Below are 24395 nucleotides of genomic sequence, written 5' to 3'. Positions count from 1 at the left end.
AACCGGCCGAAGCGGCGGGAGCTATGCCATGAACGCGGGATATGACGTGGCGGCCAGCAGGGTCTGGCCGGCGTAGGACAGGCTGCTGGCGACCAGCGCGAAGAAGACCAGGGCGGCCACGGTGAGGGCGAGGCTGACCGCGACCGCGGCCCCGTCGCGCTCGATCAGCCCCAGCGACAGCAGGACCAGGGCGAAGCCGGGCAGCCAGCCGGTCAGCGGCAGCGGCACCACGCAGGTCAGCGACAGAAGCAGCACCAGCACGCCGAACCAGCGTTCCCCGTCGATGCTGGCGAAGCGGCTGTGGCGCGGCTTCAGCATCCGCTCGATGGCGGTCAGGCGCGGCATCGCCTTGTCGATCATCCGGGCGGCGAGGGAGCGGCTGACCGAGCGGCGCAGAATCCAGCCGGGCAGGGCGGCGCCGCGCTTGCCGAAGGCCATCTGGGCGGAGAAGAGCAGGATCGGCAGGTCGAACAGGCAGGACACGCCCAGCGGCACCGGCGCGATGGTGGGCAGCGACAGGGCCAGCAGGATGGTGCCGAGAGAGCGGTCGCCCAGCGCCTGGATCAGGTCGCCCAGCGACACCCGCCCCTCCGGCAGGTTGGCGCGGAAGGCGGCCAGGACGTCGGAGGTCCGCTCCTCCCCATGGTCCTGCCGCCCACGTCGGGCGACGGTGGCGGGGAGCGAGGCCGCTCCGGTGAAGGCCACGTTGCGCGGCACGCTCATACGCCGGCCTCCGCCGCCGCCGACTCATAGGCTTCGAGATGCTCCAGCCACGCCTCCTCGGCGGCGGACAGCTTCTTGTCCACGACGCCGAGGTCGATCTGGAGCTTCTGCAGCTTGTCGCTGGGACCGCTGTAGAGGGCGGGATCGGCCAGCTTCGCTTCGATCTTGCGCTTCTCCTCGGTCAGCTTGTTGACCTGCGACTCCGCGTCGGTGGCCTTCTTCTTCAGCGGGGCGAGCGTGGCGCGGGCCTCCGCCGCGGCGCGGCGCTGGTCCTTGCGGCTGGCCCCGGCGTCCACCGTCTCGCCGCCCTTGGCGGCGGCGCGCTCGGCCCGCGCGCGGTCGAGCAGGAAGCGGCGGTAGTCGTCGAGGTCGCCGTCGTAGGGCTGCACCGTGCCGTCGGCCACCAGCAGCAGCCGATCGGCGGTCAGCTCGATCAGGTGCGGGTCGTGGCTGATGAGGATGACGGCGCCCTCAAACCCGTTGATCGCCTCGATCAGCGCCTCGCGGCTGTCCACGTCGAGGTGGTTGGTCGGCTCGTCGAGCATCAGGATGTGCGGCGTCTCGCGGCTCATCAGCGCCAGCAGCAGCCGGGCCTTCTCGCCGCCGGACAGGTCGGAAATGCGGGTTTCGGCCTTGCTCTGCTGGAAGCCGAAGCGGCCGAGATGGGCGCGCACCTTCTCCTCCGGCGCCAGCGGCATGATGCGCTGGGTCTGCTGGATGGGGGTCAGCGACAGGTCCAGCTCGTCCTGCTGGTGCTGGGCGAAGTAGCCGACGCGCAGCTTGGTCGGGCGCTTCACCTCACCGGCCATCGCCTCCAGCCGCCCGGCCAGCAGCTTGACCAGCGTGGACTTGCCGTTGCCGTTGGCGCCGAGCAGGGCGATGCGGTCGTCCATGTCGATGCGCAGGTTGACGCGGCGCAGGATGGCGCGGTCGCCGTAGCCGATGGTCACCCCGTCCAGCGCGATCAGCGGCGGGGCCATCTCGTCCGGCTGGGGGAAGTTGAAGACGACCTCGGCGTCGTCCTCCATCAGCGTGATGGTCTCCAGCTTCTCCAGGGCCTTCAGGCGGCTCTGCGCCTGCCGGGCCTTGGTCGCCTTGTAGCGGAAGCGTTCGACGAAGGCCATCATGTGCTTGCGCTTGGCCTCCTGCTTGGTCGCCATGGCCTGCAGCCGCTCCATGTTGGCGCGGCGCTGCTTGAGGAACTGGTCGTAGTTGCCGGCGTAGGTCACCAGCCGGCCCTGGTCCACATGGATGGTCGTCGTGGGGACCGAGTTCAAGAGGTCGCGGTCGTGGCTGACCAGCAGGATCGTGTGGGGGTAGTTCTTGAGGTACCCCTCAAGCCAGATGGTCGCCTCCAGGTCGAGGTGGTTGGTCGGCTCGTCGAGCAGCAGCAGGTCGGGCCGGGCGAACAGCACGCCGGCCAGCGCCACGCGCATCCGCCAGCCGCCCGAGAAGTCGGAGCAGGGCCGCGCCTGCGCGTCGGCGTCGAAGCCCAGGCCGGAGAGCACCTGGGCGGCGCGCGACGGCGCCGAATGCGCCTCGATGTCGGCCAGCCGGGCGTGGATCTCGCCGATGCGCATGGGGTCGGTGGCCGTCTCGGCCTCGGCCAGCAGGGCGGTGCGCTCCGTATCGGCGGCCAGGACGGCGTCGATCAGGGTGGTGGCGCCGCTCGGGGCCTCCTGCGCCACCATGCCGATCTTGGTGCCGGTGGGCACGCCGATGGCTCCGGCGTCCGTCTGGAGCTGGCCGGCGATGAGCTTGAGGAGGGTGGATTTTCCGGTGCCGTTGCGGCCGACCAGCGCCACGCGGTGGCCCTTCGACACGACCGCGGTGGCGCGGTCGAACAGCACACGTCCGCCGTAGCGGAACGTCAGGTCGTTGATGTGCAGCATATCGGCGCCGGTTTACCACGGGGAAACCGCGATTTGAAGCGGGACCCGCGGGGCAACCCTTCATGGCAGCCGCGCGAAGCGACGCGGCGCGGCCTCACGAACCGGCCTCACGAAGCGGTTGCCGTGGCCGAAAAGCGCCTATATAACCCCGCGCAACCGGCGCCCCGGCCAAACCAGCGGCGCCCATAACGCATTTCCAGCAGGAGCCCACCGCCATGGCCGTCGAACGCACCCTCTCGATCATCAAGCCCGATGCCACCCGCCGCAACCTGACCGGCAAGATCAACGCCAAGTTCGAGGACGGCGGCCTGCGCATCGTCGCGCAGAAGCGCGTCCAGCTGTCCAAGGCCCAGGCCGAGCAGTTCTACGGCGTGCATCGCGAGCGTCCGTTCTTCAACGACCTCGTCTCCTTCATGATCTCCGGCCCGGTCGTGCTCCAGGTTCTGGAAGGCGAGAACGCCATCGCCCGCAACCGCGAGATCATGGGCGCCACCAACCCGGCCAACGCCGCCGAGGGCACCATCCGCAAGGAGTTCGCCGAGTCGATCGAGGCCAACTCGGTGCACGGTTCGGACGCTCCGGAGACCGCCGCGCAGGAGATCGCCTTCTTCTTCGCCGGCATCGAGCTGGTTGGCTGATCGCGGGTCTTCCGCGTCGCAGTCTTGCGCGAAGGGCCGTCCCGACCGGGGCGGCCCTTTTCGATTCAGGGCCTTCCGCCCGCAACTTGTCGCCCGCGCCGGGTCACGGCGACGTGGACAGGCGTGGCGAAGTCGAGTATTCGGGGATTCTACCGCTAGGAGTACCCCCGCCATGGAAAATCCCGACGTCAAGCCGATCGTCGCGGCCTTGCTGGAACCGCTGCCGCCCCTCGTGAAGGGCAGGAACGACCTGAGCGATCCGGGCGTGGTGGAACTGCTGGTGCGCGGCTACGTCGACCAGTGCCTGGCGGCCTTCCAGGAGGTGCTGCGCGGCAACGTCGAGCAGGACGCGGCCATCGACGCGATCAACGCGCAGGCCACGGCCCTGAACGCCGTGTTCCTGGGGACCAGCGGCTTCGACACGGTGGTCGTCCATCCCTGGAATTCCGCCGACCAGCTCGGACAGTTCCTTCAGGACACGGTGGGGCTGGATTTCCCGGCCGAGGATTGCGTGCGCGCCGCGCTGATCCACCTCGCCACCCACGTCATGCACGCCATCCAGGGCGGCACCGAGACGTGGGAGGAGCAGGTGGACGCCCTGGTCGGCGAAATGCGCGACCTGCTGCTCGGCCGTCTGCCGGACGGGGCGTAAGCGCCCCGCCACGGTGTTCCGGCTGGCCGCTTGAAAAGGCTGTCAGACCAGGAAGATCGCCATGAAGACCAGCACGGCGATCACGCCCGCGGTCGCCAGCGTCAAGAAGCGGGTGAAGGCGTGCCAGCCCGCCTCGTGGCGGCGGACGACATCCTCGCTGACCGGATTGTGGCCGTGTTCCGTAACCGCCATCGCCCTCTGCCTCCCCTGTTATGGTTCCGGCGGAGAATGTGGGGAGCGCGGACGGTTGCGGCAAGGGTTCCGCTTGGCCGATGGGCGCCTTTGGGGCGCTCAGGCCGGCGGGTTGATGAGCGTCGGCAGGTCCGCCGCCGGGCCTGACAGGGCAACCCGGCCATTCTCGACACGGGCGCGGCCCTCGGCGATCAGGCGCAGCGCCTGGGGATAGAGCCGGTGCTCGGCCTCCAGCACGCGGGCGGACAGCCGGTCGGCGTCGTCGCCGGGCAGGACCGGGACCGCGGCCTGGGCGATGATCGGCCCCTCGTCCATCTCCGTGCGCACGTAATGGACGGTGCAGCCGTGGAAGCGCACCCCGGCGTCCAGCGCCCGCTGGTGGGTGTCCAATCCCTTGAAGGAGGGCAGGAGCGACGGGTGGATGTTGATCATCCGGTCGTGCCAGCGCTCGACGAACCAGGGCGACAGCAGCCGCATGAAGCCGGCCAGACAGACCAGCTCGACGCCCGCCTCGCGCAGGCGCGCGTCCATGGCCTCTTCGAAGGCGCGCTTGTCGCCGGGGAAGTCGCGGTGGCTGACCACGGCGACCGGGACTCCGGCGGTGGTGGCGCGCTCCAACCCGTAGGCGTCGGCCTTGTTGGAGAGCACCAGAGCGATGTCCGCCGGAAAGCCCGGGGCGGCGCAGGCGTCGATCAACGCCTGCAAATTGCTGCCGCGCCCGGAGATCAGGACCCCAACCTTCAGCGCGTTGGACGTCAGGCCGACCATGCCGTGTCCATGCCGGTGACGGTGACGCGGGCGTCGCCGTCCTTGACCGCGTGGACGGTGCCGACGGTGAAGACCGTCTCGCCGCCCTGGGCCAGGATCTCGGCCGCCTGCTGCGCCTTGTCCGCCGGGACCACGACGACCATGCCGAGGCCGGTGTTGAAGGTGCGCGCCATGTCCAGCGGGGTCAGCCCGCCCGTCTTCATCAGCCAGTTGAAGACCGGCGGCAGCGGCCATTTGGATGCGTCGAGCGTGACGCCCAGCCCGTCCGGCAGGACGCGCGGGATGTTCTCGATCAGGCCGCCGCCGGTGATGTGGGCCATCGCCCGCACCGTGCCGGCGCGCACCGCGGCCAGCGTGCTCTTCACATAGATGCGGGTCGGGGTCAGAAGAGCCTCGCCCAGCGTCTTCCCGGCGTCCCAGGGGCAGGGCGAGTCGTAGCCGAGGCCGGACGTCTCGACCAGCTTGCGGACCAGCGAATAGCCGTTGGAGTGCACGCCGGAGGAGGCGAGGCCGAGCACGACGTCGCCGTCCTGCACGGTGGCGCCGGTCAGCGCGTCCTTGCGCTCGACAGCACCGACCGAGAAGCCGGCGAGGTCGTAGTCGCCCTCGGCGTACATGCCCGGCATCTCCGCCGTCTCGCCGCCGACCAGCGCGCAGCCGGCCTGACGGCAGCCTTCCGCGATGCCGGCGACGATGGCGCGGCCCGCGGCGACGTCCAGCTTGCCCGTGGCGTAATAGTCGAGGAACAGCAGCGGCTCCGCGCCCTGAACGACGAGGTCGTTCACGCACATCGCCACGAGGTCGATGCCCACCGTGTCGTGCCGGTTCGCCAGGATGGCGACCTTCAGCTTGGTGCCGACGCCGTCCGTGGTGGCGACCAGCAGCGGGTCGTGATACCCGGCCGCGCGCAGGTCGAACAGGGCGCCGAACCCGCCCAGCCCGGCGTCGGAGCCCGGGCGCGCGGTGGAACGGGCGAGCGGCTTGATCGCGTCAACGAGCGCGTTGCCCGCATCAATGTCCACGCCGGCCTGCTTGTAGGCGTCGGACGTGTTATTAGACTGGGTGCTGATGGTATCCTCGCTTGGGCTGAGCTATATACCTGGGCCACCTGAACCGGGTCATTTTGGGCCGGGTCATAAGGGAACGGGCCGAACATACTCGAATCGGAAGGCTTTGCAATGCTCCACCGCCGCCATGCGCCGCTGTTTGCGGGCTTCGCCGCCATCACCGTGGCCCTGGCCGTTCCGGCCGGCCCCGTGGACGCGCAGGTGACCGGCGCCGCTCCACCCGCGGTGGCGGCTCCGGTAACATCTGGGATGGCGCCCGCAGCGGTTCCGGCGGCGGACCCCTTCACCGTGTCGGGCGTGAAGGTGGACGTCAGCGCCGCCAACGCCAACGCCGCCCGCGATCAGGCGATCCGCGACGCGCAGGTGAAGGCCTGGGCGGAGCTTTACAAGCGCCTCGTCCCCACCGCCAGCAGCGTGCCGCGGGTGTCGGACATCGAACTCGCCCGGCTGGTCCAGGGCTTCGAGATCGACGACGAGAAGGTGTCGGCCACCCGCTATGTCGGCAGCATCACCGTGCGCTTCCGCCCCAACCCGGTGCGCGAGACGCTGGCCGGCGGCGGCCAGCAGTATGTCGAGCCGCCGGCCCGGCCCTACGTGATCCTGCCGGTCACCGTCGTGGACGGTCGCCCCGTGCTGTGGGAGGACCGCACCGACTGGCGCGAGGCCTGGGAGGGCCGTCCGGCCGGCGCCTCGCTGGTGCCGCTGGTCGTTCCCGACGGGGAGTTGGCCGACATTTCCGCCATCGGCGTGAACGAGGCGCTGTCCGGCGATCCCGAGGCGTTGGCCCGCATCGCCCAGCGCTACAACGCCGGCGGCGTGGTCGTCGCCAAGACCGACCTGCCGGCGGGCGGTTTGGATCTCGGCCGTCCGCTGGCGGTCGAGGTGACCCACTACACGCCCGACGGCGCGCGGGACCAGCAGACGGTCAACGTGAAGGCCGACATGGCCGACCGGGCCGGCGACTTCCTGACCCGCGCGACGACCTTCGTGTCGGCCGCCATTGACGAATCCTACCGCCGCGACAACACCGTGGCGAGCGGGCCGGAGCAGTCGACGCTGGTGCGCGTGCCGCTGGCCAGCCTCAACGACTGGGTGGAGACGCGCAAGCGGCTGGGCTTGGTCAACGCCGTGACGCGCACCGACGTGCTGTCGATCAGCCGCTACGAAGCGCTGGTCGCGCTGACCCACCGCGGCGACGTGGAGCGGCTGCGCCAGGCGCTGGCCCGCCGCGACCTCGGCCTTGCCCGCACCGGGGCGGTCGCAGCACCGGTTCCGGTGCCCGTTCCGGGCCAGCCGCTCCCGCCGGTCGCGCCCACGCCGGAATGGCAGCTCCAGGTGCTGGCGAAGGGCGCCGGGGCGTCGTCCCTGGCGCAGCCCGCCGCGGCGTCTCCGGCGTCCGTCCCGGTGACTCCGTCCGCCTTCTCGCCGGCCACCGCCGCGCCGTCGGCCTATCCCGGCGTGGCGCCGGCGCCGGTCGGCGCACCGCAGGCGGCACCGGGGGCGCCGCCGCGCATTCTGGGCACGCTGCCGGCTGGCACGGCGCGCCAGTGACAGCTGAGGGCGTGACGGTCGAGGGCGTGGCGGCGTTACAGACGGGCCGGGACCGGCCCTTGACGGGGCGCCGGCGCAAGGGACAACGGCAGAAGGCACCGCGGTGAGCATCCCGAACATCATCACCTTCGGCCGCATCCTGGTGGTGCCGGTCGCCGTCTACTTCATCCTGGCCGGGGAGCTGGGGGTCGCCTTCTGGCTGTTCGTCGGGGCGGGGGTCTCCGACGCCGTGGACGGCGCGGTGGCCCGCATGTTCCGCGCCCGCACGGTGCTCGGCGCCTATCTCGACCCGATCGCCGACAAGGCGCTGCTGGTCAGCGTCTACGTCTCGCTGGGCCACATCGGCGTGCTGCCGCTGTGGCTGGTCATCCTGGTGGTGTTTCGCGACCTGATGATCGTCGGTGGGGTGATGCTGCTCTACACGCTGAAGGAGTCGCTGGCGATGCAGCCGCTCTATGTCAGCAAGATCAATACGGCGGTGCAGCTTGCGCTGGCGGCGGCGGTGCTGGCCCCGGCGGGGCTGGGCCTGCCCGACTTCCACCTGTTCGGGCGGGAGCTGGTGCCCCTGCTGATCTGGGTCTGCGCCGCGACGACGGTGCTGTCGGGGCTGGCCTACGTCTACCGCGGCGGCCTTCTGTTCAGCCGGCACGGAGGGGTGCCGTGACGGCGGGCAAGCAGATCCGCTTCTGGCTGATCGGGCTTGGCCTGTTCGTTCTGGCGCTGTGGGTCCTGTCCGGCATGCTGCTGCCCTTCGTGATGGGGCTGGCGGTCGCCTATCTGCTCGACCCGGTGGTCGACCGGGTCGAGCGCTGGCGCCTGCCGCGCTGGCTGGCGACGACGCTGGTGCTGCTGTCCTTCGTCCTGGTCCTGGTGCTGATGGTCCTGCTGCTGCTGCCGCTGGTGCAGTCGCAGGTGTCCCACCTGATCGAGGTGTTGCCCAATTACGCCAATGCCGCGCGGGACCGACTGCTGCCGATGCTGGACCGGCTGATCCACCGCCTGTCGCCGGAGGATGTGGAGCGGCTGCGGGGCGCCGCCGGCAACTACGCCGGGGACGTCGTCGGATGGATCGGCCGGGTGCTGAAGCACATCCTGTCGAGTGGGCTGGCGTTGTTCGACGTGCTGTCGGTGATGTTCATCACGCCCATCGTGGCCTTCTACCTGATGCGCGACTGGGACATCCTGGTCGCCAAGGTGAACGGCTGGCTGCCCCTGCACCACGCCGCGACCATCCGGGAGCAGGCGCGGGAGGTCGACGAGACGCTGGCCGGATTCGTCCGTGGGCAGGCGCTGGTCTGCCTCGTGCTCGGTGTGTTCTACGCGGTGGCGCTGTCGCTGGCGGGGCTGGATTTCGGGCTGGTGATCGGTCTGATGGCGGGGCTGCTGTCCTTCATCCCCTATGTCGGCTCGCTGTTCGGCTTCGTTTCGAGCACCGGGCTGGCCCTTCTGCAGTTCGACGACCCGTGGCGAATCGCCATCGTCATCGCGATCTTCCTGTTCGGGCAGGCGGTGGAGGGCAACGTCCTGACGCCGAAGCTGGTGGGTGAGAAGGTCGGGCTGCACGCGGTCTGGGTGATCTTCGCCCTGCTGGCCGGCGGGTCGCTGTTCGGTTTCGTGGGGGTCCTGCTGGCCGTTCCGGTGGCGGCGGTGATCGGGGTGCTGACACGCTTCGCGTTGGGGCGCTATCTTGAGAGCCCCTACTACCGCGGTACCCCTTCCTGATGGCCCCCGCCTCATGACCTCTGCTCCATGACATTAGCGGCCCAGATACCGCTCGACCTCGGACACCGCGCCGCCATGGGCTGCGAGGATTTCCTCGTGGCGCCCAGCAACGCCGAGGCGGTGGCGTGGCTCGACCGCTGGCCGTCCTGGCCGGCGCCGGCCCTGACGCTGTACGGGCCGGACGGTTGCGGCAAGACGCATCTGGGCCATGTCTGGCGGGCGCGCAGCCACGCCCCCATCGCCTTGGGCGAGTCGCTCGACCAGATCGACCCGCACGCCCTGCTGGCCCGCGCCAACGCCGTGGTGGTGGAGGACGCGGACCGGGTGGCCGGCGCGCCCGCGCGCGAGGAGGCGCTGTTCCACCTCTACAACCTCGCCCGCGACTCGGGCGGGCATCTGCTCCTGCTGTCGCGGCGCCCGCCGTCGCGCTGGCGGATGAAGCTGGCCGACCTGCGCTCCCGCATCAAGGCGGCCCCCGCGGTGGGGGTGGAAGCGCCGGACGACGCCCTGCTCGCCGCCGTGCTGGTCAAGCTGTTCGCCGATCGCCAGTTGCGGCCGGGCATGGATCTCATCACCTACCTGCTGACCCGGATGGAGCGGTCGCTGGAGGCGGCGGGACGGGTGGTCGCGGCGCTTGACCGCGCCTCGCTGGCCGCGCACCGTCCCTTGACCGTGCCGCTGGCCCGCGAGGTGCTGGCCGGTCTGGAGGCCGGGAAGGGAGGAGACGAGGATGGATCTGGGAATCGCCGGACGCCGCGCCATCGTGTGCGCAGCCAGCAAGGGACTGGGTAAGGCCTGCGCCCTGGCGCTGGCGCGCGAGGGTGTGGCGGTCACCATCACCGCGCGCGGCCGCGACCTGCTGGAGGCCGCCGCCGAGGAGATCCGCAAGGAGACCGGCGCCACCGTAACCACCGCCGTCGGCGACATCGCGACGGAGGAGGGGCGCGCCGCCGCCCTGGCCGCCTGTCCGGAGCCGGACATCCTCGTCAACAACGCGGGCGGCCCGCCGCCGGGCGATTTCCGCGACTGGGAGCGCGACGACTGGGTCCGCGCCGTCGAGGCCAACATGCTGGCCCCGATCTTCCTCATCAAGGCGACGGTGGACGGCATGATCGGGCGCCGCTTCGGGCGGATCGTCAACGTCACCTCGGCGGCGGTGAAGGCGCCGATCCCGATCCTCGGCCTGTCCAACGGCGCGCGGGCCGGGCTGACCGGCTTCGTCGCCGGGCTGTCGCGCCAGACCGTGCGCCACAACGTGACGATCAACAACCTGCTGCCCGGTCCCTTCGAGACCGACCGTCTGCGCACCACCATGGAAGGCGGGGCCAAGGCCAACAACCGCAGCCTGGACGAGGAAATGGACATCCGCCGCGCCGACAACCCGTCCGGCCGCTTCGGCGATCCGGCGGAGTTCGGTGCCGCCTGCGCCTTCCTCTGCTCGGCCCACGCCGGCTTCATGACCGGGCAGAACGTGCTGCTGGACGGCGGCGCCTACGCGGGGACGCTGTAGGCGGCTGGTTGAGACTTGAGTTGGGTCCTGTCTGACCGCCTCCAAGGGCCGTCAGGCAGGACCTGGCAAAGTGCCCCCTAGAAATCGCAACGCGGATCGAGGACCGATATGGCCTCGAACGCGGCTTTCTTGCCGCTTTCCCGGTGTGCTTCGCTGATGGCAAGACCTTCCGCGACGATCACATCGAACCTCGTCACGCCGATGAACGCGAACATCGACCGAAGGTAGGCTTCGGCGTGTTCGGACGAGGCCAGGGACATGCCTTGTCGATATAGGCCGCCCCGTGCCACGGCAAGGATCACCCGCTTGTCCTGCGCCAATCCTTCCGAGCCGTTCTCCGTGTAGCGGAACGTCTTCCCCGCTATGACGATCCGGTCGATCCACGCCTTGAGCTGGCTGGAAATGGTCAGGTTGTAGAGCGCGACCCCAATGACGATGACATCGGCGTTGATGAACTCGTCCAGAAGCTTTTCACCAAACGCGATGTCGTCCATCACGGCCGGGGACGCCGCCAGATGGTCGCCGGTCAGATGCGGAACGGGAACAGCGACCAGATCACGATGGATGATGTCGATCGCTGGATTGCGTTCCTTCAATCGTTCGACGGCGGCTCTGGACAGCATGCGGCTTACGGATTGCTCACCGAGAATGCTGGAGTCGATATGAAGCAGGTTCATGGGTGATCTTTCTTGAATTGCCGGCAGGAACTTCGTGCTGTCACGAACTGGCGGGTGGCTTCACGCCGACCGCCTGCACCTGCATCACGACCAGCCCAAGAAAGATCAGGCCAAGGCCGGCAAGGCGGGACCACGAGACGGGCTTCCGAGGGAGGCCGACAAGACCCCATTGGTCGATGATGATCGACGCCAGCATTTGCCCGGCGATGACCGCCGTGATGAAGCCGGCGGCGCCGAGTTTCGGCGCCAGCATGAGCGCGCCGGTGATGTAGACGACGCCGACGACACCGCCGATCCATACCCAGCGGGGCGCTTGCGCCAGATTCGAGAGGGTCGGCGCTTCCACCCTTGCCAAGGCCATGACGGGCAGGATGCAGGCGAAGCTGACGCACAGGGATACGGCCGTCCCCCACAGCGGATGGCCGAGCGACCGTCCCAAGACGGCGTTGGCCCCGGCCTGAAACGGAACAACCGCACCAGTGATGATCGCGGCCAGGATGAGAAACAGCGAATTGGTTTGCATGGTCGAACCTCCATGCATCACCAGATGCCGTATTCATATCATGGATGGAAATTCTGATATAATATCGTGCTCATGCACGACACGAATACCCTTCGTGGCATCGACCTCAACCTGCTGGTGGTCCTCGATGCACTGATGGCCGAGCGGCATGTGTCGCGCACGGCATCCCGATTGAACATGAGCCAGCCAGCGGTCAGCCACGCGCTCGCGCGTCTGCGGCATCTGTTCGATGACCCCCTGTTGATACGCCGCGACGGGCAACTGGTTCCGAGCACAAGGGCTCTTGAAATCGCTCCGGCGCTGACCGAAGCCTTGCGGCAGATCCGGGAGGTTCTCGGACCGGGAGGCTTCGACCCGGCCAAGGAAAAACGGACGTTTCGTCTTGCGATGTCGGATTACGGCTCCGCTGTCGTCCTCCCCGGTCTGCTGAAAACGCTGCGCCTCGAAGCGCCGGGTATCGACGTGGTGATCACCCAATCGAACCGGGAAGCAATGCTTCGGCAGGTGTTGGACGGGGACTGCGATCTGGCGGTCGGTGTGTTTCCCGATCGTCCCGAACGGATCGAAGCAGAGCAGCTTTTCGTCGAGCGCTTCGCTTGCCTTGCGGATCGGGAGGGGCTGGGGAGCCAGGACCGCCTGGATATCGGGGCCTATCTTGCCCGGCCACACGTGCTCGTTGCGATGAAGGACGAAGCAAACACCGAGATCGACATGGCCTTGCGCGCCGTCGGCCACACGCGCCGCATCGCTGTCACGCTGCCGCATTGGGGAAATGCGCCACGGTTGATCCAAGGGACGGACCTCGTTCTGACGGTGGCCCGGAAAGCCCTTGCGCTCTATGAGCAAGACCCGGCCGTCGCCGTCTTCGAGCCGCCGTTTCCGATACCGCCATTTCCCTTCGTCCAGGTTTGGCATGAACGGCGCGGCGGCGATCCCGCGCACCTATGGTTGCGCAACGCGGTCGCGGTCGTCTCGATGGCCGTGTAGTCGGTAGCTATCCAACGTCGGGGCTGCCCACGCACGTGTGCGAAGCGGGGGAGGGCTAGGGTGGGGGCAAGACCGTCACCAGAACACCGGCTTGTCGCGGAACGCCTTCCACAACCCCGGCAGTGCCTTGCGGCGCTTGTCGGCCTGCTTGGCGAGCCAGCGGGTGGTCCCTTCGGCAGCGGGCCGCTGCTCCGGCCGGTCCGCCGACAGGCCGCGCAGACGATCGCCGGCCACCGCGGCGTCGTGCTCGGCGTCCAGGGCACCCAACAGGGTGTCCAGCGCGGCGATGAAGGGCACCGTCGCGGTTTCGGCGTAGAGGCCGCGGAAGAACTCCGCCGTGTGGCGCAGCTTGCGCAGGCGGCGGCGCAGGCGGTCGCGCGCCGCGGCGTCGGCGCTGTCCAGGTCGCGCCCCGCCTTCGACACCCCCGCCTTCAACGCCTTGGCGTGCTGGGCGGCCAGCCAGGGGCCGGACAGCTCGGCCATCGGGCGGTCGAGCTGGGAGCGGACCTCCGGAGCGGCGCCGGACTGCCACGCCCCGTCTTCCAACCAGGCGCCGAGCGCCAGGATCAGCCCGGTGCAGCGCGGCGACTGGATTGCCTCCACCGCCGCCAGTGCGGGCGCCCGGCGGGCTTCCCGCACCGCGGCGGTCAGCGCGGCGATTCCGTCGGCGGGGGCCTTTTCCGTCGCCGCGAAGGGGGCGATCCCGTGGGACAGCAGCACGTCCCAATCGCGCGCCGGGCCGAGCTGGCGGGAGAACCAGCGGATGTCGTTCCCGGCGCGGCAGGCGTCCGGCACCCCGGCCAGGGGACGAAACAGACGGATGGCGGTGCGCAGGCGGCGCAGCGCGACGCGCATCTGGTGCAACCCCTCGACATCGCCGCCGGCCAGGGCGCAGGCCTCGTTGGCGAGCAGCAGGCGCAGGCCGTGCCGCACGATGTGGCGATAGGCCTCGGCCACCGTGGTGACCGGGGTCAGGCCCAGCGGTTCCGGCAGGACGGGGGCGGGCAGGCGCCCGGTGACGAGACGGTCGCCGATCTCCGCCTTGCTTTCCGTCCCGATGCGAACCGGCACGCGGCGCTGAAGCGTCAGCGCGATGTCGAACAGGCGGCCGATGCGGCCCGATTTCAGCTCCAGCTCGACCTCGCTGATCCGGGCGCAGGCGTTGCCGGCGGTGATCTGGCCGTCGTCCACCGCCACCTCGATGGAGGTCAGGGCGTCCGGGCGGACGAGCAGGGTGGTGCGCCGGAACTCCGTCGTGAATTGCGGAACCAGCGCCGCCCGCGCGTCCTCCGGCACCAGGGCGGCCACGCCCTCGGCGTCGAGGGGCGTCATGTCGGGGGCGGCCGTGGGGATGGCCCAGTCCCATTTCTTGCGGATGGCCACCGCGGCCGAATCGCCGGGGGTGGCGGCGTTGATGGTCTTCAGCGTCTGGACGAAGCGGTCGCCGTCCTGGCGCACCCGCAGGGCCACGCCCCCCAGGAACAGCCGCCGGTCCGGCGTGTCATAATAGACGGTGCGCAGGTCGCGGACGGCCGGCGCGCCCTCCGCCTTCTCCTTCAGCGCGGGCAGGTCGGCAACGCGGGACAGATCGCGCGGATCGAGATGGAGCTTCATCTCCACCTCGCGCACGGCGGAGACCGCGGTGGGTGCGGCATTCTGGGGCGCGGAAGACACGGGGGGCGACTCCTGCTCGGTTCCGGGCCTGCTCTGTTAAGGGTTGAAATACCCCATTTGGCAAAAGGGCGTTAAGAGAGTTTCCGCGGCAGGATGAAATCGGCCAGCCGTCCCGCCCCGCTGTCCAGGTCGGCCCAGCGGGCCGCTTCGAACAGAATGACGGCGCAGGCACCGGTCGGAAACTTCTCCGCCAGCGCCGCGCGGTGCCGCTCCTCGCCGCTGCCGGTCAACTCGCGGGCGAGGTCGTGGAGGTCCGGGTTGTGGGCGACCAGCATCAGCGACGACGCTGAGTCGGGCGCATCGCGCAGCCGTTCCAGAAGGACCCCGGCGCCGCACAGGTAGAGGCCCCGCTCGCGCTCCACCGGGATGTCCGGCGCGTCCATCACCTCCAGCAGGCGGTCGGCGGTGTCCGCCGCGCGCCGGGCGGTCGAGCACAGCACCAGCCCGATGCGCGCTCCGCGGTCCTTCAGCTCGTGGCCGACCAGCCGGGCCGCCTTCCTGCCCCGCGGCGCCAGCGGGCGGTCGTGGTCGTCCAGGGAGGGATCGTCCCACGCCGACTTGCCATGGCGCATGAGATACAGGGTCTTCATCGAGGCGGTCCCTTCCTGTCCGGATCGCGCTCCGGCGGGATGCGCCGGGGGTGCGACTGTTTTCGCAGCGGTATTATCGTGGCGGCAGTATTATGCTGTCTGACCCAAAACCGTAACGTAGTTGGGGTAGGTTGCTTGGCCCGTCGACCGCGGCGGGGCGGTTCGGCCCGACCGGACTGTAGCGGCACCACCCATCACGCAAAAGCCCGAGGCTGCTGTGACCGAACTTCAGGACTTGGAAGCGACCTGCATCGAAGCGGACGCGCCGGAGCGCTTCATCAACCGCGAACTGTCGTGGCTGGCCTTCAACCAGCGCGTCCTGGATGAGGCGTCCAACCCGAACCACCCGCTGCTCGAGCGGTTGAGGTTCCTGTCGATCTCCTCCAGCAACCTCGACGAATTCTACATGGTCCGCGTCGCCGGCCTGAAGGGGCAGGTGGCGGCGGGGGTGAAGACCCCCAGCGCCGAGAACCTGACCCCGGCCCAGCAGCTCACCGCGGTGAACCAGCGCATCGTCGAGCTGATGAACGCGCAGCAGACCATGTGGCGCAGCCTGAAGCAGGACCTGCGCGAGGCCGGCATCATGGTGGTCGACGCCGAGGACCTGACCGAGGGGGAGAAGGACTGGCTCGAGGCCAAGTTCCTCGACGACATCTTCCCCATCCTGACGCCCATCGCCGTGGACCCGGCGCACCCGTTTCCCTTCCTGCCCAACCTGGGCTTCTCGCTGGCGCTGCAACTGCACGAGCCGGTGAAGGGGCGGCACCTCGACGCGTTGGTCCCGCTGCCGGCGCAGCTCGACCGCTTCATCCGCCTGCCGGGGTCGGAGATCCGCTTCATCCAGCTGGAAAAGCTGGTGATGCTGTTCATCGACCGGCTCTTCCCGCCGTTCCAGGTCAAGGCCCACGGCGTCTTCCGCGTCCTGCGCGACAGCGAGATGGAGATCGAGGAGGAGGCGGAGGATCTGGTCCGCACCTTCGAAAGCGCGCTGAAGCGCCGCCGCCGCGGCAGCGTCATCCGGCTGGCCACCGACGCCGGCATGGCCGCCGACCTGCGCGAATTCCTGCGCCACGAACTGCGCGTGTCGAACGACGACGTGTTCATCCTCGATGGGCTGATCGGCCTGTCGGACACCCGCCAGCTGATCGTCGACGAGCGGCCCGATCTGGTCTTCCGCCCCTTCAACGCCCGCTTCCCGGAGCGCATCCGCGACTTCGGCGGCGATTGCTTCGCGGCCATCCGCGACAAGGACATCGTCGTCCACCACCCGTACGAGAGCTTCGACGTGGTGGTGCAGTTCATCCGGCAGGCGGCGCGCGACCCGCAGGTGGTCGCCATCAAGCAGACGCTCTACCGCACCAGCAAGGACAGCCCGATCGTCGCCGCGCTGATCGAGGCGGCGGAGGCCGGCAAGTCGGTGACCGCCTTGGTCGAGCTGAAGGCCCGCTTCGACGAGGAGGCCAACATCCGCTGGGCGCGCGACCTGGAGCGCGCCGGCGCCCAGGTCGTCTACGGCTTCGTCGATCTGAAGACGCACGCCAAGGTGTCGCTGGTGGTGCGGCGCGAGAACAAGGCGCTGCGCAGCTACGTCCATTTCGGGACGGGCAACTACCACCCGATCACGGCGAAGGTCTACACCGACCTGTCCTTCTTCACCTGCGACCCGGCGCTCTGCCACGACGCGGCGGTGATGTTCAACTACATGACCGGCTACGCCACGCCGAAGCTCTTGGAGAAGATCGCCATCGCCCCGATCACGCTGCGCCAGAAGCTGGGCCAGCTGATCGACGCGGAGGTCGCCAACGCCGCCGCCGGCAAGCCCGCCCACATCTGGGTGAAGCTGAACTCCCTGGTCGATTCGGAGATCATCGACCGGCTCTACAAGGCGTCGCAGAAGGGCGTGCAGATCGACATGGTGATCCGCGGCATCTGCTGCCTGCGCCCCGGCGTCAAGGGCCTGTCGGAGAACATCCGGGTGCGCAGCATCGTCGGGCGCTTCCTGGAGCACGGGCGCGTCATCTGCTTCGCCAACGGCCAAGCGCTGCCCAGCCCGCAGGCCAAGGTCTTCATCTCCTCCGCCGACTGGATGACGCGCAACCTGGACCGCCGCATCGAGACGCTGGTGCCCATCGAGAACCCGACGGTGCACGAGCAGGTGCTTGACCAGATCATGGTCGCCAACCTGAAGGACGAGGCGAACACCTGGAAACTCGGGCCCGACGGCGTTTATCATCGGGTGGAGGCTGGTCCGGACGCGTTCAGCGCCCATAACTATTTCATGACGAACCCCAGCCTGTCGGGCCGCGGCAGCGCGCTCAGCAGCAAAAAGACGCCGCCGCGGTTGAAGCTGCGTACGGTCATCTGATTGAGGACATCGGTTGCTTATGACGCCGGCGCAGGAACACACGGTTGCCACCAAGGCCGTCGAGAAGGTCGCCGATAGGGGCGAGCGGATCGCGGTCATCGACATCGGGTCCAACTCGATCCGGCTCGTCGTCTATGACGCTCTGAAGCGGTCGCCCCTGCCGGTCTTCAACGAAAAGGTCCTGTGCGGGCTCGGCCGCGGGGTGGAGAAGACCGGCTGCCTGAACCCGGACGGCGTGATCCAGGGCCTGGAGGCCCTGGAGCGCTTCGCCCTGCTCGTCGCGGGCATGCGCGTCGGGCGGCTGGACGTCATCGCCACGGCGGCGGTGCGCGACGCCACGGACGGCCCGGCCTTCATCCAGCGAGTGAAGGACCGCACCGGCCTCGACGTCAGCGTCATCAGCGGCGAGGAGGAGGCGCGGCTGTCCGCCATGGGCGTGCTGTCCGGCACCCCCGCCGCCGATGGACTGGTCGGCGACCTCGGCGGCGGCAGCCTGGAGCTGGTGCGGCTGGAACGCGGCGTGATCGGCGAGCATCTGACGATGCCGCTGGGGCCGTTGCGCCTGATGGAACTGAACCCCGCCAAGCCGAACGGGCTGGTCCGCGCCATCGACCAGCATCTGGAGAAGCTGGACTGGCTGGCCCAGATGCGCGGGAAGCCCTTCTACCCGGTGGGCGGCGGCTGGCGGGCCCTGGCCAAGCTGCACATGGAGCATGTGAAGCACCCGCTGCACATCATCCATCACTACACGGTGCCCTTCGCCGAGGCGCGGGACTTCGCCGCGTTGATCGCCAAGCAGAGCCGCTCCTCGCTGGAGAAGATGTCCGGCTCCCGCCGCCGCATCGACACGCTGCCCTACGCGGCGCTGGTGTTCGAACGGCTGTTGCGGATGGTCCAGCCGTCCAGCGTGGTGTTCTCCGCCTTCGGGTTGCGGGAAGGGCATCTGTACGCGCTGCTCGATCCCGAGGCGCAGCGGCAGGACCCGCTGATTGCCGCGGTGGAGGATTGGGCGCAGCGCTTCGTCCGCATCGGCGACCCGGCCCTTCTGGTGTCCTGGACCGGCAACCTCTTCGCCGGGGAGGACGACGCGGCCCTGCGGCTGCGGCAAGCCGCCTGCCTGTTGAGCGACGTGGGCTGGGCCGAGCATCCCGATTACCGGGCGGAGCACGCCTGCCTGCGCATCCTGCGTTATCCTTTCCCAGGCATCGACCATGACGAGCGGGCCTTCCTGGCGCTGGCCGTCTACGCCCGCTACGCCGGCTCCATCGACGGTCCGGGCACGCCCAACGCGGTCACCGCGGGGCCGCGGTCGCTGCTCAGCGACGCCCAGGCGCGCAAGGCACTGGTGTTGGGGCTGGCGCTGCGGCTGGCCCACACGCTGACCGGCGGGGCCACCGCGCTGCTGCAGCGCACGGCGCTGAAGGTGTCGGGGGAGCGGCTGGTGCTGTCCCTGCCGGACGACTTCAGCGTACCGGCCGGCGAGACGGTGCAGCGACGCCTTGACGCGCTGGCGAAGGCGCTGAACCGCAAGGGCGAGATTGTGCCGCCGGCTAGGCCGCAAGCGGCGGAGTAGAGGTTTTTTACCCCTCTCCCGTCCCGGGAGAGGGAGGGACCCGCCGCGAAGCGGTGGGAGGGTGAGGGTGCCCTCAAGGATCAGTGCCTTGATGCTCGCACGACCCTCGCCCGCCTGCTTCGCAGGCACCCTCACCCGGGGCGGGAGAGGGGATCAAACTGCAAAGGCCCTCACGCCACCTTGGCGTGGGCGATGGCTTCGCGGACGCTCACGCCCTTGCGCAGGATGTTGTCCACGGCGCGGCCCTGCACCATCGTGATGCCGACCTTGTGGGCGTAGACGAGGCTCGACACGCTGTCGCAGCGCGCCAGGATGAACTTGCAGCGGTCCTGTTCCTGGATCCGCTCCATGAAGTACTTTTCGAAGGTCGGGTCCATCTCCAGCATGTCGTTGGACCAGAAAATCTTCGCGTAGTCGGCGTTCAGGTATTCCAGATCGAAGTTCGTCACCCAGAACGGATTCAGCCCGTCCACCGCGATCTGATAGCGGCGGTCCTGGGCGAATTCCACGACCTCGTTGAACAGCGACAAATTCTCGATCAGGTCGCCCTTGGAGATCTCAAGCACCACCTGCCCGCGGAAATCGAGGGGAAGCCGCTCGTCGAACTTCACGAAGCCGGTGGAGATGACCGTGGACAGGTTGATGTTGATGCCGATGCGCCGGCCCCGCATGAAGCTGAGCCCGTGATTCAGCGCGCGCAGCACCGACTGGTCGAGGTTGGCCGTGAAATAGTTGAACAGCCACTTGTTGGCCGTGATGTCGTAGTCCGGGCAGAGCCGTTCCTGAAGCAGCTTGATGGAGATGTAGAGTTCGAAGTAGGCCATGTCCTCTTCGGCGTTGCGGCCGATGTTGGCGATGGCCTGATTGAACAGGAAGGGCGACAGGTCGAACATCTGCATGGAGCGCTCGAGCTTCGCCATCTCCTCCAGCGTGATCGGCGGCTTGGTCTCGTTGGAATGATCGCCGGTCTCGTTGGCCTGCAACTCCTCGATGAAGCGGATGACGTTGATGAAGTTCAACGCCAGTTCCATGATCGAGTAGAGCGAGAATTCCTTGTAGGGGTTTGCCCCGGTCAGGGTCGTCTTGGCCAGGAAGATCTGCTCCACCTTCTGGCAGACGTCGGTGACGCCGGTCAGCTTCAGCCCCTTGTAGAGGATGATGACGTCGCCGTTGGAAATGTTGAAGGACTGGAGGTAGGAGGCCTTGCTCGCCAGTTCCTGGATGATCGTGCGGACGATCATCTGGCTGGACGGGTCCTTGTCCCGCAGCAGCGACAGGTGCATGTGAATCAGGCGCATGCCCTGCAGTTCGGACTTCGCGGAGCGGAGCAGATTCAGCAGTTTGTCATTGTCAAATTCGGGCTTCTGGTCCTTCGCGGCGGCAACGGCAGCCTGCTTCTCCGTCGTGGAGAGGCGGACGCGGTCGCGTCCCATGGGTGGTTTGCCGCCGAACCTGCTCATACGCGAAATCCCCCGGGTGTGCGCATAGGGCGTGTGCGCACCTTATAGGCGAGAATTCCATCCGCGAACCACACCGGGCCGATACACGGCATGGATACGGAGCCCGTGACTTATTAGCCCTGACCTTTTTTAACAATGCCTTAAAGCGCTGTTAATTGCGATGAATTGTTTCATAATTTTGGCTAAACGTCGCGACGCTGACTGAACCTGTAACGGGGCAAGCCGACTCTTGCGCCATTCTGGAATGATTCTGGATGGGGCCGCTTACGACCCCTCTCCATTGCCGGCTGGAACAATGCGGACACGACGGTCGAGCACCGCTAGCCCGATGCGGCCGTGCTTCAGAGCCAGCGCGCCGTCGCCGAACAATTCCCGACGCCAGCCCTGCATCGCAGGCACCTGGGCCTCGTCGTCCGCGGCGATCGCCTCCAGATCGGCGGCAGAAGCGATCAGCTTGGACGCCACATTGTTCTCTTCGCACTTCATCTTCAGAAGCACGCGCAGCAACTCAACGACCGGTTGCAGTCCGGGCGGGGGCTCCTCGCGCGGCTCAACGCGCGGCAGCTCGGACTCCGGCAGGTCAAGCCCCTTCTGGACGCAGGCCAGCACCTCGGCGCCCTGACGGCCTTCCGCGAAGCCGCGGCCCATGCCGCGGGTGCGGGCGAGGTCGTCCACGCTGGTCGGGGCGTGGGCGGCGATCTCCAGCAGCGCCTCGTCCCGCAGCACGCGGGAGCGGGGCAGGTCGCGGCGCTGCGCCTCGCGCTCCCGCCACGCCGCCAGTTCCTTCAGCACGGCCATGAAGCGCGGTTTGTTGGTCCGCACCTTCAGCCGCAGCCAGGAGCTGTCCGGGTCCACCTGATAGGTGGCCGGGTCGGTCAGGACGGCCATCTCCTCTTCCAGCCAATGGGCGCGGCCGGAGCGGACGAGGCGGCGCTTCAGCTTCTCATAGGCCGGGCGCAGGTGGATCACGTCGGACAGGGCGTAGGTCAGCTGCCGCTCGGTCAGCGGGCGCTGCGACCAGTCGGTGAAGCGGCTGGACTTGTCGATGCGCGCCCCTGCCAGCTTGGTGACCAGCGTCTCGTACCCCACGCTCTCGCCGAAGCCGCAGACCATGGCGGCGACCTGGGTGTCGAACAGCGGGTGGGGGATCTGGCCGGACAGGTGCCAGAAGATCTCCACGTCCTGCCGGGCGGCGTGGAACACCTTGAGGATGGCCGGGTCCACCATCACGCGGAACAGCGGCGCAAGGTCGATGCCCTCGGCCAGCGGGTCGATGGCGACCGCGCCGTTCGGCGCGCCGACCTGCACGAGGCAGAGCTGCGGCCAATAGGTCTTCTCGCGCAGGAATTCGGTGTCGACGGTGATGTAGTCCACCCCGGCCAGCGAGCGGCAGAAGGCGTCAAGGTCTTCGGTGGTCGTGATGAGTGTCATGCGGGCTTCATACACGAGCGCGCGACCGCGCGAAAGCTCGCCCTTCGGCAACTCTCCCAGTGTGCAGCGGACGCGGATGGCGACTTGACATTCCCGCGCTGTCGGTGTGGTGTGTCGGGCCGCCTTTCCGCGCAGGATTCCGACCTTTTCCAAGGTGTTTCGACCCATGCACCCCTACCGCACGCACACCTGCGGCCAGCTTCGCGAAGAGAACGCCGGTCAGATTGTCCGCCTGTCGGGCTGGATCAACCGCAAGCGCGACCATGGACAGCTCCTGTTCATCGACCTGCGCGACCATTACGGCCTGACGCAGTGCGTGGTCGACACCTCCAACCCGGCCTTCCAGGCGGCGGAGCGGCTGAAGCTGGAATCGGTCATCACCGTGACCGGCAAGGTGGTCAAGCGCACGGCGGAGACCATCAACGACCGCCTGCCGACCGGCCGCATCGAGGTGCAGATCGCCGAGCTGTCGGTGCAGGGCGAGGCGGAGCAGATCCCGCTGCAGGTCAACCAGGACACCGACGCGGGCGAGGACGTGCGCCTGCGCTACCGCTTCCTCGACCTGCGCCGCGAGCGCATCCACGAGAACATCCTGCTGCGCTCGCGCGTCATCGCGTCGGCGCGCCGGCGCATGATCGACCAGGGCTTCACCGAGTTCCAGACGCCGATCCTGACCGCCTCCTCGCCGGAGGGGGCCCGCGACTATCTGGTGCCCAGCCGCAACCATCCGGGCAAGTTCTACGCGCTGCCCCAGGCGCCGCAGCAGTTCAAGCAGCTGCTGATGGTCGCCGGGTTCGACCGCTACTTCCAGATCGCCCCCTGCTTCCGTGACGAGGACGCCCGCGCCGACCGTTCGCCGGGCGAGTTCTACCAGCTCGACTTCGAGATGTCCTTCGTCACCCAGGAGGACGTGTTCGCCGCCATTGAGCCGGTGCTGCACGGCATCTTCGACGAGTTCGGCGGCTTCCGCCGCGAGACGCCGCCGGCCATCGACAAGCCGCCCTTCCGCCGCATCTCCTTCGCGGAGTCGATGCTGAAGTACGGCAACGACAAGCCGGACCTGCGCAACCCGTTGGAGATCACCGACGTTACCGCCGTTTTCAAGCGCGACGACGTGGAGTTCCGCGCCTTCAAGCAGACTCTGGAGAAGGGCGGCGTGGTTCGCGCCATCCGCGCCCCGAAGGTGTCCGACAAGCCGCGCAGCTTCTTCGACAAGCTGAACGACTGGGCGCGCGGCCTCGGCGCTCCGGGCCTCGGCTACATCATCTTCGAGGCGGCGGGCGGCAAGGGTCCGATCGCCAAGTTCGTGCCGGAGGCCGCCCAGGCGGAACTGCGCACGGCGGCGGGCGTGGAGGACGGCGACGCGGTCTTCTTCGTCTGCGACCAGCCGGGCCCGGCGGCCAAGCTGGCCGGCTTCGCCCGCACGAAGATCGGCGAAGAGCTGGACCTGATCGAGAAGAACGCCTTCCGCTTCTGCTGGATCGTCGACTTCCCGATGTACGAGCTGGACGAGGAGACCAACAAGGTCATCTTCAGCCACAACCCCTTCTCCATGCCGCAGGGCGGCCTGGAGGCGCTGAACACGATGAACCCGCTGGATATCAAGGCGTACCAGTACGACATCGTCTGCAACGGCGTGGAGCTGTCGTCGGGCGCCATCCGGAACCATCTGCCGGAACTGATGTACAAGGCGTTCGAGATCGCCGGCTACCCGCCGGAGGAGCTGGAAGCCCGCTTCGGCGGCATGCTCAGCGCCTTCAAGCTGGGCGCCCCGCCGCACGGCGGCTCGGCCCCGGGCATCGACCGCATCGTGATGCTGCTGGCCGACGAGCCGAACATCCGCGAGGTCATCGCCTTCCCGCTGAACCAGCGCGCGGAGGACCTGCTGATGCAGGCCCCGGCCCCGGTGGATCAGGCGCGCCTGCGCGAACTGCACCTGAAGCTGGACCTGCCGAAGCCGAAGGTCGCCGCCGAGGCGCCGAAGGCCGCCACCTGACGGTCCGGGATTTTCCCTCCCTTCCCGCTTCGGCGGGGAGGGAAGGGCGGTCCAACAAGAAAGCCCCCCGTCCGCGAGGCCGGGGGGCTTTCTTGTTGGGAACGGAGTGGCGTCAGGCCGCGACGGTGCCGGAGCCGATCATGCGGTAATAGTTGGAGTCGACCAGGACGAGGCAGCTCAGCGTCTTCGCGTCGCCTTCGTCCTCCGTGCTGACCACGCGGGCATGCGGGATGCCGAACAGGGTCACGGTCTCCCGCACGCGCCAGGACCGCCCGTTGGTCGCGCCAACGGTCTGGAACACCTGTCCCACCAAAACCTGCTTCTTGGCCATAGGAAAACCCTCATCCTGCTGTCGGTGCGCGACACGAATCCGCGGCGGTGTGGTCACGCACCATGCACAGTTT

Annotated in this window: 23 protein-coding genes; 11 read left to right on the top strand and 12 right to left on the bottom strand. The window is 68.5% G+C overall.

The annotated features are described in order from the left end of the window. Window positions 1-21: 21 nt before the first annotated feature. Window positions 22-723, bottom strand: a complete 702-nt coding sequence (locus tag Sp245p_RS17610; protein WP_014197476.1) for an exopolysaccharide biosynthesis protein — start codon at window positions 721-723, stop codon at window positions 22-24. Beyond that, on the bottom strand, window positions 720-2615 hold the full coding sequence (locus tag Sp245p_RS17605) for an ABC-F family ATP-binding cassette domain-containing protein (RefSeq protein WP_109138710.1): 1896 nt from the start codon (window positions 2613-2615) through the stop codon (window positions 720-722). The genes Sp245p_RS17610 and Sp245p_RS17605 overlap by 4 nt, the downstream gene beginning before the upstream one ends. 215 nt (window positions 2616-2830) lie before the next feature. Here Sp245p_RS17605 and ndk point away from each other — a divergent pair, with 215 nt between their 5' ends. Continuing rightward, the gene (ndk, locus tag Sp245p_RS17600; protein ID WP_014197473.1) at window positions 2831-3253 is read left to right on the top strand and encodes a nucleoside-diphosphate kinase; all 423 of its coding nucleotides are present in this window, start codon (window positions 2831-2833) and stop codon (window positions 3251-3253) included. Window positions 3254-3425: 172 nt separating this feature from the next. Further along, a complete protein-coding gene (locus Sp245p_RS17595; RefSeq protein ID WP_014197472.1) occupies window positions 3426-3905 on the top strand; it encodes a hypothetical protein in 480 nt (159 codons plus the stop codon). 42 nt (window positions 3906-3947) lie between these two features. Here Sp245p_RS17595 and Sp245p_RS17590 read toward each other — a convergent pair whose 3' ends face one another. The 3 genes from Sp245p_RS17590 to purM form a co-directional block, all read right to left on the bottom strand. Next, window positions 3948-4097 (bottom strand): aa3-type cytochrome c oxidase subunit IV, encoded by a 150-nt coding sequence (locus Sp245p_RS17590; RefSeq protein WP_014197471.1) that lies wholly within the window; start codon window positions 4095-4097, stop codon window positions 3948-3950. A gap of 99 nt (window positions 4098-4196) precedes the next feature. Next, window positions 4197-4865: a phosphoribosylglycinamide formyltransferase gene (gene purN, locus Sp245p_RS17585; RefSeq protein ID WP_014197470.1), complete on the bottom strand. Its 669-nt coding sequence runs from the start codon at window positions 4863-4865 to the stop codon at window positions 4197-4199. After that, on the bottom strand, window positions 4853-5887 hold the full coding sequence (gene purM, locus Sp245p_RS17580; RefSeq protein ID WP_014197469.1) for a phosphoribosylformylglycinamidine cyclo-ligase: 1035 nt from the start codon (window positions 5885-5887) through the stop codon (window positions 4853-4855). Before purM ends, purN begins: the two co-directional genes overlap by 13 nt. A 156-nt stretch (window positions 5888-6043) precedes the next feature. Between purM and Sp245p_RS17575 the strand changes: the two genes are divergently transcribed. The 5 genes from Sp245p_RS17575 (at window position 6044) to Sp245p_RS17555 (ending at window position 10715) form a co-directional block, all read left to right on the top strand. Next, complete coding sequence (locus Sp245p_RS17575) at window positions 6044-7483, top strand: DUF2066 domain-containing protein (RefSeq protein ID WP_014197468.1); 1440 nt, start codon at window positions 6044-6046, stop codon at window positions 7481-7483. Window positions 7484-7586: 103 nt separating this feature from the next. Further along, window positions 7587-8147: a CDP-alcohol phosphatidyltransferase family protein gene (locus tag Sp245p_RS17570; protein ID WP_014197467.1), complete on the top strand. Its 561-nt coding sequence runs from the start codon at window positions 7587-7589 to the stop codon at window positions 8145-8147. Next, window positions 8144-9205, top strand: a complete 1062-nt coding sequence (locus Sp245p_RS17565; protein ID WP_014197466.1) for an AI-2E family transporter — start codon at window positions 8144-8146, stop codon at window positions 9203-9205. Before Sp245p_RS17570 ends, Sp245p_RS17565 begins: the two co-directional genes overlap by 4 nt. Before the next feature lie 27 nt (window positions 9206-9232). Continuing rightward, window positions 9233-9997, top strand: a complete 765-nt coding sequence (locus Sp245p_RS17560) for an HdaA/DnaA family protein (protein WP_052584373.1) — start codon at window positions 9233-9235, stop codon at window positions 9995-9997. Beyond that, a complete protein-coding gene (locus Sp245p_RS17555) occupies window positions 9936-10715 on the top strand; it encodes an SDR family oxidoreductase (protein WP_014197464.1) in 780 nt (259 codons plus the stop codon). The genes Sp245p_RS17560 and Sp245p_RS17555 overlap by 62 nt, the downstream gene beginning before the upstream one ends. Window positions 10716-10792: 77 nt before the next feature. Here Sp245p_RS17555 and Sp245p_RS17550 read toward each other — a convergent pair whose 3' ends face one another. Continuing rightward, window positions 10793-11392, bottom strand: coding sequence for an FMN-dependent NADH-azoreductase (locus tag Sp245p_RS17550; RefSeq protein WP_014197463.1), 600 nt, complete (start codon window positions 11390-11392; stop codon window positions 10793-10795). Window positions 11393-11432: 40 nt separating this feature from the next. Continuing rightward, window positions 11433-11915, bottom strand: coding sequence for a DMT family transporter (locus Sp245p_RS17545; protein ID WP_014197462.1), 483 nt, complete (start codon window positions 11913-11915; stop codon window positions 11433-11435). Window positions 11916-11987: 72 nt separating this feature from the next. Between Sp245p_RS17545 and Sp245p_RS17540 the strand changes: the two genes are divergently transcribed. Continuing rightward, complete coding sequence (locus tag Sp245p_RS17540; RefSeq protein ID WP_014197461.1) at window positions 11988-12902, top strand: LysR substrate-binding domain-containing protein; 915 nt, start codon at window positions 11988-11990, stop codon at window positions 12900-12902. 75 nt (window positions 12903-12977) lie between these two features. Here the strand turns inward: Sp245p_RS17540 and Sp245p_RS17535 are convergent, their stop codons facing one another. Continuing rightward, a complete protein-coding gene (locus Sp245p_RS17535) occupies window positions 12978-14576 on the bottom strand; it encodes a CYTH and CHAD domain-containing protein (RefSeq protein WP_014197460.1) in 1599 nt (532 codons plus the stop codon). A 71-nt stretch (window positions 14577-14647) separates the two neighbouring features. Next, window positions 14648-15166, bottom strand: a complete 519-nt coding sequence (locus Sp245p_RS17530) for a SixA phosphatase family protein (RefSeq protein ID WP_014197459.1) — start codon at window positions 15164-15166, stop codon at window positions 14648-14650. Between the two features lie 217 nt (window positions 15167-15383). Here Sp245p_RS17530 and Sp245p_RS17525 point away from each other — a divergent pair, with 217 nt between their 5' ends. Both Sp245p_RS17525 and Sp245p_RS17520 read left to right on the top strand, forming a co-directional pair. Next, window positions 15384-17531 carry an RNA degradosome polyphosphate kinase gene (locus Sp245p_RS17525; RefSeq protein WP_014197458.1) on the top strand — a complete coding sequence of 716 codons (2148 nt, stop codon included), beginning with the start codon at window positions 15384-15386 and terminating at the stop codon, window positions 17529-17531. Between the two features lie 19 nt (window positions 17532-17550). Beyond that, window positions 17551-19104: a Ppx/GppA family phosphatase gene (locus tag Sp245p_RS17520; protein WP_109138709.1), complete on the top strand. Its 1554-nt coding sequence runs from the start codon at window positions 17551-17553 to the stop codon at window positions 19102-19104. Between the two features lie 170 nt (window positions 19105-19274). Here the strand turns inward: Sp245p_RS17520 and Sp245p_RS17515 are convergent, their stop codons facing one another. Together Sp245p_RS17515 and rnd are read right to left on the bottom strand one after the other, a co-directional pair. Beyond that, window positions 19275-20564 (bottom strand): hypothetical protein, encoded by a 1290-nt coding sequence (locus Sp245p_RS17515; protein WP_040134396.1) that lies wholly within the window; start codon window positions 20562-20564, stop codon window positions 19275-19277. A 264-nt stretch (window positions 20565-20828) separates the two neighbouring features. After that, on the bottom strand, window positions 20829-21995 hold the full coding sequence (rnd, locus tag Sp245p_RS17510) for a ribonuclease D (protein WP_014197456.1): 1167 nt from the start codon (window positions 21993-21995) through the stop codon (window positions 20829-20831). A gap of 166 nt (window positions 21996-22161) precedes the next feature. Here rnd and aspS point away from each other — a divergent pair, with 166 nt between their 5' ends. Next, on the top strand, window positions 22162-23991 hold the full coding sequence (gene aspS, locus Sp245p_RS17505) for an aspartate--tRNA ligase (protein WP_014197455.1): 1830 nt from the start codon (window positions 22162-22164) through the stop codon (window positions 23989-23991). Between the two features lie 112 nt (window positions 23992-24103). Here aspS and Sp245p_RS17500 read toward each other — a convergent pair whose 3' ends face one another. Then, window positions 24104-24322 (bottom strand): hypothetical protein, encoded by a 219-nt coding sequence (locus tag Sp245p_RS17500; RefSeq protein WP_014197454.1) that lies wholly within the window; start codon window positions 24320-24322, stop codon window positions 24104-24106. Between the last annotated feature and the right edge of the window lie 73 nt (window positions 24323-24395).

It is taken from the genome of Azospirillum baldaniorum, assembly GCF_003119195.2.
GTDB lineage: Bacteria > Pseudomonadota > Alphaproteobacteria > Azospirillales > Azospirillaceae > Azospirillum > Azospirillum baldaniorum.
Note: the sequence above shows the minus strand (reverse complement) of the source record. Positions and strands in the feature narration are given on the sequence as shown.

Bases quoted from the DNA above. Each gene is read 5' to 3' on its own strand.
- Sp245p_RS17560 (WP_052584373.1), top strand. From the start codon at position 9,233: ATGACATTAGCGGCCCAGATACCGCTCGACCTCGGACACCGCGCCGCC.
- aspS (WP_014197455.1), top strand. From the start codon at position 22,162: ATGCACCCCTACCGCACGCACACCTGCGGCCAGCTTCGCGAAGAGAAC.
- purN (WP_014197470.1), bottom strand. From the start codon at position 4,865: ATGGTCGGCCTGACGTCCAACGCGCTGAAGGTTGGGGTCCTGATCTCC.
- Sp245p_RS17590 (WP_014197471.1), bottom strand. From the start codon at position 4,097: ATGGCGGTTACGGAACACGGCCACAATCCGGTCAGCGAGGATGTCGTC.
- Sp245p_RS17540 (WP_014197461.1), top strand. From the start codon at position 11,988: ATGCACGACACGAATACCCTTCGTGGCATCGACCTCAACCTGCTGGTG.
- Sp245p_RS17545 (WP_014197462.1), bottom strand. From the start codon at position 11,915: ATGCAAACCAATTCGCTGTTTCTCATCCTGGCCGCGATCATCACTGGT.
- Sp245p_RS17605 (WP_109138710.1), bottom strand. From the start codon at position 2,615: ATGCTGCACATCAACGACCTGACGTTCCGCTACGGCGGACGTGTGCTG.
- Sp245p_RS17530 (WP_014197459.1), bottom strand. From the start codon at position 15,166: ATGAAGACCCTGTATCTCATGCGCCATGGCAAGTCGGCGTGGGACGAT.
- Sp245p_RS17515 (WP_040134396.1), bottom strand. From the start codon at position 20,564: ATGAGCAGGTTCGGCGGCAAACCACCCATGGGACGCGACCGCGTCCGC.
- Sp245p_RS17575 (WP_014197468.1), top strand. From the start codon at position 6,044: ATGCTCCACCGCCGCCATGCGCCGCTGTTTGCGGGCTTCGCCGCCATC.
- ndk (WP_014197473.1), top strand. From the start codon at position 2,831: ATGGCCGTCGAACGCACCCTCTCGATCATCAAGCCCGATGCCACCCGC.
- rnd (WP_014197456.1), bottom strand. From the start codon at position 21,995: ATGACACTCATCACGACCACCGAAGACCTTGACGCCTTCTGCCGCTCG.
- Sp245p_RS17610 (WP_014197476.1), bottom strand. From the start codon at position 723: ATGAGCGTGCCGCGCAACGTGGCCTTCACCGGAGCGGCCTCGCTCCCC.
- Sp245p_RS17520 (WP_109138709.1), top strand. From the start codon at position 17,551: ATGACGCCGGCGCAGGAACACACGGTTGCCACCAAGGCCGTCGAGAAG.
- Sp245p_RS17550 (WP_014197463.1), bottom strand. From the start codon at position 11,392: ATGAACCTGCTTCATATCGACTCCAGCATTCTCGGTGAGCAATCCGTA.
- Sp245p_RS17595 (WP_014197472.1), top strand. From the start codon at position 3,426: ATGGAAAATCCCGACGTCAAGCCGATCGTCGCGGCCTTGCTGGAACCG.
- Sp245p_RS17500 (WP_014197454.1), bottom strand. From the start codon at position 24,322: ATGGCCAAGAAGCAGGTTTTGGTGGGACAGGTGTTCCAGACCGTTGGC.
- Sp245p_RS17555 (WP_014197464.1), top strand. From the start codon at position 9,936: ATGGATCTGGGAATCGCCGGACGCCGCGCCATCGTGTGCGCAGCCAGC.